Raw genomic sequence first — 6582 nt, forward strand, 5'->3', positions numbered from 1 at the left:
GCCGGGCCAGTTGTCAGTGCCCCTCGGGATACTGACGGTATGACCACGGCAGAGCACCTCGACACGATCGACCGGCTCCGGGAGAAAGAGTTCCCGCCCGAGCCGGTCCGGACCGGAGGAAATAGCAGCGGCCCGGGATTCCACCTGGTCGAGCTCGCCCGGACTCGGGGCTTCTGGGATGACGACGGTTCGGGCCGGGTCGAGGCGGCCGACCAGATCGGCGCCGAGTACGGGGCGCTCGCCCAGGCCGCGACCGACCGGTGGGGGGAGCCGCAGGTCTTCAGCCTGGGGACGCTGAGGGACCGCGGCTTCGCCGGGGAGGAGATACCGCAGCCGTGGGACGAACTGGGCAGCACCACCGACCATGTGCACCTGTGGCGGGTCGGCGCCCGCTGGCTGGTGGTGTACGTGGCGCAGTGGGCCGGCGAGGACCCCTACCAGCTGATGGCAGGGATCACGGTCACCGACCCGCCTTAGGGGGTGCCCTGTCGGCCGGCAGGTCGCGACGGTCCCGGCTGGTCGTCGTCCGCCTCGGCGGCGGTGCGGAGGCGGGCGTATTCCTGGGCCATGGAATCGGCGGTCCAGTGGGCGTTGAGACCGCTCGGGTTGGGGAGGGCCCAGATGCGGGTGGAGCCGATGGTCCGCTCCTGGGGGCCGATCTGCGCCTTCTTCTCACCGAAGGCGGTGCGGTAGGCCGTGACGCCGACGACCGCCAGCCACTGGGGGCGCAGCAGTTCCACCTTGGCCGTCAGGATGCGGCCCCCCTCGCGGAACTCCTCGGCGCTCAGCTCGTCGGCGCGGGCCGTGGCCCGGGCCACGACGTTGGTGATGCCGAGACGGTAGGTCAGCAGCTCTTCCTGCTCCGCGGGGGCGAGGCGGCGCGGGGTGAAGCCCGAGAGGTGCAGTACGGGCCAGAACCGGTTGCCGGGGCGGGCGAAGTGGTGGCCCGTCGCGGCGGAGAAGAGTCCGGGGTTGATTCCGCAGAAGAGCACACGCAGACCGCCCGCGACCACGTCCGGGAGGACGCGGTCGCGGGCGGCGTTCAGCTCGTCGGGGGTCAGAGGATCGACCCCGGCGCGTACCCGGCGGCCTCCGGGTGCTGCTTGGCGATCGTCTCAATACGGGAGATCACCACCGCGACCTGGTCGCCCGCGGCGCCCGTGAACGACAGCTTGTCGGCCATCAGGGCGTCGAGCTGGGCCCGGTCCAGCGGCATCCGCTCGTCGGCGGCCAGCTTGTCCAGCAGCTCGTTGCGTTCGGCGCCCTGCTCGCGCATGGCGAGCGCGGAGGCCACCGCGTGCTCCTTGATGACCTCGTGGGCGGCCTCGCGGCCCACGCCCGCCCGCACCGCGCCCATCAGGACCTTGGTGGTCGCGAGGAAGGGCAGGTAGCGGTCCAGCTCGCGGGCGACGACCGCCGGGAAGGCGCCGAACTCGTCGAGGACCGTCAGGAAGGTCTCCAGCAGGCCGTCGAAGGCGAAGAAGGCGTCCGGCAGGGCCACGCGGCGGACCACGGAGCAGGAGACGTCGCCCTCGTTCCACTGGTCTCCGGCCAGCTCGCCGGTCATCGAGGCGTAGCCGCGCAGGATGACCATCAGGCCGTTCACGCGCTCGCAGGAGCGGGTGTTCATCTTGTGCGGCATCGCGGAGGAGCCGACCTGGCCGGGCTTGAAGCCCTCGGTCACCAGCTCGTGGCCCGCCATCAGGCGGATGGTCTTGGCGATCGACGACGGGGCGGCGGCCAGCTGCACCAGCGCGGTGACCACGTCGTAGTCGAGCGAGCGCGGGTAGACCTGGCCGACCGAGGTGAAGGCCTGGGCGAAGCCGAGGTGGGCGGCGATCCGCTGCTCCAGGTCGGCCAGCTTGGCGGTGTCGCCGCCGAGCAGGTCGAGCATGTCCTGGGCGGTGCCGACCGGGCCCTTGATTCCGCGCAGCGGGTAGCGGCCCAGCAGGTCCTCGAGGCGGTCGTAGGCCACCAGCAGCTCGTCGGCCGCGGTCGCGAAACGCTTGCCCAGGGTGGTGGCCTGGGCGGCCACGTTGTGGGAGCGACCGGCCATGACCAGCTCGGCGTGCTCGCCGGCCAGCTTGCCGAGGCGGGCGAGGACGGCGACCGTGCGGTCCCGGGCGAGCTCCAGCGAGAGCCGGATCTGCAGCTGCTCGACGTTCTCGGTCAGGTCACGGGAGGTCATGCCCTTGTGGACGTGCTCGTGACCGGCGAGGGCGTTGAACTCCTCGATGCGGGCCTTCACGTCGTGCCGGGTGACCTTCTCGCGCTCGGCGATGGAGGCGAGGTCGACGGTCTCGAGGACGCGCTCGTAGTCGGCGAGGGCCTCGTCCGGGACCTCGATACCGAGGTCCTTCTGGGCGCGCAGCACGGCGAGCCACAGCCGCCGCTCCAGCGTCACCTTGTACTCGGGGGACCACAGGACGGCGAGCTCCGCGGAGGCGTAGCGGCCGGCCAGGACATTGGGGATGCGGGGCTTGGCAGTCACGTGGAGGGATTCTACTTGGGCCACCGCTGTGTGTTTACGCAGGTAGGGCCACCACTCGGGATTGTGCCTTGCTACGAGAGCAGCGAGTCCCCGTACGGCAGCAGCTCGGGGCGCTTGGCCGGGCGGCCGTCCCCGGAGGAGCGGCCCGTCAGGCGGCGGCCGATCCAGGGGAGCAGGTGCTGCCGGGCGAAGCTCAGGTCCTGGGCCCGGCGCACGGTCCAGCCCGGGGGAGCGGCGACGGGCAGTTCGGTGCGCCAGTCCAGTTCGGCGGGCAGGCCCAGCGCCTGCCAGACGGCCTCCGCCACCCGGCGGTGGCCCTCGGCGGTCAGGTGCAGCCGGTCGACGTCCCACATCCGGGGGTCCGCGAGCACGGCGGCCCCGTACAGGTCCACCACCACGGCGCCGTGCCGGGCGGCGAGCTCCTCGATGATGGCGAAGAGCTCCTCCATGCGCGGCCGGAAGCGTTCCATCACCGGCCCGTTGCGCCCGGGGGAGCGCATCAGGACGAGGCGCTTGCAGGAGGGGGCGAGGAGTTCCACCGCCGACTCCAGGTGGTCGCGGACCCGGCCCATGTCCACCTTGGGGCGCAGGGCGTCGTTGAGCCCGCCCACCAGGGTCACCACGTCGGCGCCCATCGCCGCCGCCACCGGGACCTGGTCCTCGGCGATCTGGCCGATCAGCTTGCCGCGGACCGCGAGGTTCGCGTAGCGGAAGCCCGGCTCCCGGGCGGCGAGGCGGGCGGCCAGCAGATCGGCCCAGCCGCGGTAGGAGCCGTCCGGAAGCAGGTCGGACATGCCCTCGGTGAAGGAGTCACCGATCGCGACAAAACTGGTGTAAGAGGCATTCATCTCCATGGCGGAGTGATGTTACCGGGCGGTACCCCGGCCCCGCAGGGCCGGGGACATCACGCCTCGAAGGATCACGTGGACGCGGGCCTGCCGAACAGCTCCCGCAGCACGTCCTCCATCGTCACCAGGCCCGTCATGGCGCCGTCCGCCCCGAGCACCGCCGCCAGGTGCGTACGGCTGCGCCGCATCGCGGTCAGGGCGTCGTCCAACGGGGTCTCCGCCCGCACCTGGGCGATCGGTCGCAGCGCTGACGCCGGGAAGGGCTCGTCCCGTTCCTCGTCGTCCACGTCCAGGACGTCCTTCACGTGCAGGTAGCCCAGGATCTTGTGCTCCGCGTCGATCACCGGGAACCGGGAGTACCCGGAGTCGGCCGACAGTAGCTCCAGCTCGGCCGGGGTGATGCCCTCGCGGGCCGTGACCACCCGGTCCGCAGGCAGCACCACGTCGGTCACCGGCCGCCGGCCCAGTTCCAGGGCGTCGTGCAGGCGCTCGCTCGCCCGGTCGTCGAGGAGCCCCGCGTCACTGGAGTCCTTGACCATCCGGGCCAGCTCGTCGTCCGTGAAGGTCGCACCGACCTCGTCCTTCACCTCTACCCGCAGCAGGCGCAGCAGGGCGTTGGCGAAGGCGTTGATCGTGAAGATCACCGGCCGCAGCGCCCGCGTGAGGGTCACCAGCGGCGGCCCCAGCAGCAGTGCGGTGCGCACGGGCTCGGCCAGTGCCACGTTCTTCGGCACCATCTCGCCGAAGAGCATGTGCAGGTACGTCGCGAGCGTCAGCGCCACCACGAAGGAGATCGCGTGGGTCACGCCCGCCGGTACCCCGACCAGGTCGAACAGCGGGGTCAGCAGATGTGCGATGGCCGGCTCGGCCACCACACCCAGCACCAGCGTGCACAGCGTGATGCCCAGCTGGGCCGCCGCCATCAGCGCCGACACGTGTTCCAGGCCCCACAGGACGGCGCGGCCGCGCCGGTCGCCCTGCTCGGCGTACGGTTCGATCTGGCTGCGCCGGACCGAGATCAGCGCGAACTCCGCGCCGACGAAGAAGGCGTTGACGACCAGGGTCGCCAGGCCGATCAGCAGCTGGATGACGGTCATCGGGCCTCCTCCGTTCCCTCGGCGGGTTCGGCGGGGGCGTGCAGCAGCACACGCGAGGCCCGGCGCCCGACGGCGTCCACCACGTCCAGGCGCCAGCCGTTCAGTTCCATCCGGTCGCCGACCGCCGGGATCCGGCCCAGCTCGGTCGCTATCAGGCCGGCCAGGGTCTCGTAAGGGCCGTCCGGTACGCGCAGTCCGATCCGCTGGAGCTGGTCGGTGCGCGCCGCACCGTCGGCGGAGTAGAGCAGGTGCCCGGCCTCGTCCGTACCGGCCGGGGCCAGATCCGGGGTCTCGTGCGGATCGTGCTCGTCGCGGACCTCGCCGACGACCTCCTCGACGATGTCCTCCAGCGTGGCCACGCCGGCCGTGCCGCCGTACTCGTCGATGACCACGGCCATCGTCTGCTTGCCGGACAGGCGGTCCAGCAGCCGGTCCACGGTCAGCGACTCCGGTACGAAGAGGGGCTCGCGCAGCAGCTGCGACACGGGACGGCGGCGGCGCTCCGCGGCCGGCAGGGCCAGGACGTCCTTGACGTGGACGGTGCCGACGACGGTGTCGAGGCTGCCCCGGTACACCGGGAAGCGGGACAGGCCGGTGGCCAGCGTCGCGTTCGCGACGTCCTCGGCCGTGGTCTGCACGTCGAGGGCCGTGACCTGGACGCGCGGGGTCATCACGTTCTCGGCGGTCAGATCGGCGAGGTTCAGGGTGCGGACGAACAGCTCGGCGGTGTCCTTCTCCAGTGCGCCCGCCTTCGCCGAGTGGCGCGCGAGCGCGACCAGCTCCTGCGGGGTGCGCGCGGAGGCCAGCTCCTCGGCCGGCTCCAGCCCGAAGCGGCGCACCATGTGGTTCGCGGCGGTGTTGAGGTGGCTGATCAGGGGCCGGAACGCCCGGCTGAAGACCCGCTGCATGGTCGCCACGCGCTTGGCGATCGCGAGCGGGGAGGAGATCGCCCAGTTCTTGGGCACCAGCTCGCCGACGACCATCAGGACGACGGTCGAGAGCGCGGTGCCGAGGATCAGGGCGGCGGAGGAGGCGGCGGCAGCCGACAGGCCCATGGCCTCGAAGGGGCCCTGGAGCAGGGTGGAGATCGACGGCTTGGAGATCATGCCGATGACCAGGCCGGTGACGGTGATGCCGAGCTGGGCGCCGGAGAGCTGGAACGTCAGGGTGCGGACGGCGGCCAGAGCGCTGTCCGCGCCACGCTCGCCGCGCTCGACGGCTCGTTCGAGTTCGCTGCGTTCGACGGTCGTCAGCGAGAACTCGGCGGCGACGAAGACCCCGCAGACGATGCAGAGCACCAGTGCCACGACGAGCAGGAGCACCTCGGTCATCGGTCGATCACCTCCGTCCCATGGTCGGCCAGGAGGCGGGGGATCGCGCGATGTCGCGAACGGGTGTGTCGGGGACTGGGAGGCTCGCCCATGGGCGGACGCTCACACCTTTCACTCAAGAGGGACCTTTCACCACATGGTAAAGGACGGGCAAAGGGAACGGATCATTCTTTTGGCGGAGCACGCCCGGATGATGGGATCCGGCCATGACTGATCTTCATATCGGCTCCGCGTCGGCCGCAGAACTGGGAGCGGTCCTGGCGTTCTGGAAGACCGCCGCGGAGGGAACGAGTATCAGCGACGATCTCGCCGGGGTCGAGCGGCTGCACGACCGCGACCCCGAGGCGCTGCTGCTCGCCCGGCGCGACGGGGAACTCGTCGGCACGGTGATCGCCGGGTTCGACGGGTGGCGCTGTCACCTCTACCGGCTCGCCGTGCACCCCGGGTACCGGAGGCAGGGCATCGGGGCCGCGCTGCTGGCCGCCGCCGAGGAGCGGTTCGTGGCGCTGGGCGGGCGGCGGGGGGACGCGATGGTGCTCGATCGCAACGAGCGGGCGCACCGGGTGTGGGACGCGGTGGGCTACCGGCCGCAGGAGCAGTGGACGCGCTGGGTCAAGCCGCTCGGCTAGCCGCCGCTGCGCGTGGCTGTGCCCGTGCCCGTGCCCGTGCCTGGGCCTGGGCCGGTGGGTGGGGGGGGGCCGGGGGGGGGGGGGGGGGCCCCAAGAAGGTGGGGGCCTCCCCCCGGCCCCAAGCCCCAACAACCGCGGGGGGGGGGGATTTTGCGGGCGGGGGGGAGGGGGGGGGGGGGCCCTGTG

At 72.0% G+C, this 6582-nt stretch carries 7 protein-coding genes; 2 read left to right on the forward strand and 5 right to left on the reverse strand.

Annotation, left to right across the window (positions count from 1 at the left end; all coding sequences use genetic code 11):
• The first annotated feature begins 39 nt into the window (after nt 1-39).
• Nucleotides 40-477 carry a hypothetical protein gene (locus tag ACZ573_RS31285; protein WP_471310619.1) on the forward strand — a complete coding sequence of 146 codons (438 nt, stop codon included), beginning with the start codon at nt 40-42 and terminating at the stop codon, nt 475-477.
• On the opposite strand, the gene mug is transcribed toward ACZ573_RS31285, so the two are convergent.
• From mug to ACZ573_RS31310, 5 genes are all read right to left on the reverse strand, one after another.
• A complete protein-coding gene (gene mug, locus ACZ573_RS31290) occupies nt 474-1061 on the reverse strand; it encodes a G/U mismatch-specific DNA glycosylase (protein ID WP_471310822.1) in 588 nt (195 codons plus the stop codon). The two genes, ACZ573_RS31285 and mug, sit on opposite strands and share 4 nt — an antisense overlap.
• Nucleotides 1058-2491 (reverse strand): adenylosuccinate lyase, encoded by a 1434-nt coding sequence (gene purB / locus ACZ573_RS31295; RefSeq protein ID WP_471310622.1) that lies wholly within the window; start codon nt 2489-2491, stop codon nt 1058-1060. Before purB ends, mug begins: the two co-directional genes overlap by 4 nt.
• 71 nt (nt 2492-2562) lie before the next feature.
• The gene (locus ACZ573_RS31300; protein WP_471310624.1) at nt 2563-3345 is read right to left on the reverse strand and encodes an SGNH/GDSL hydrolase family protein; all 783 of its coding nucleotides are present in this window, start codon (nt 3343-3345) and stop codon (nt 2563-2565) included.
• A gap of 65 nt (nt 3346-3410) precedes the next feature.
• Nucleotides 3411-4436, reverse strand: a complete 1026-nt coding sequence (locus ACZ573_RS31305; protein WP_471310628.1) for a hemolysin family protein — start codon at nt 4434-4436, stop codon at nt 3411-3413.
• The gene (locus tag ACZ573_RS31310; protein ID WP_471310630.1) at nt 4433-5767 is read right to left on the reverse strand and encodes a hemolysin family protein; all 1335 of its coding nucleotides are present in this window, start codon (nt 5765-5767) and stop codon (nt 4433-4435) included. The genes ACZ573_RS31305 and ACZ573_RS31310 overlap by 4 nt, the downstream gene beginning before the upstream one ends.
• 206 nt (nt 5768-5973) lie before the next feature.
• Between ACZ573_RS31310 and ACZ573_RS31315 the strand changes: the two genes are divergently transcribed.
• Nucleotides 5974-6396, forward strand: a complete 423-nt coding sequence (locus ACZ573_RS31315; protein ID WP_471310633.1) for a GNAT family N-acetyltransferase — start codon at nt 5974-5976, stop codon at nt 6394-6396.
• Nucleotides 6397-6582: the final 186 nt, after the last annotated feature.

It is taken from the genome of Streptomyces sp. NPDC040545 (assembly GCF_055595065.1).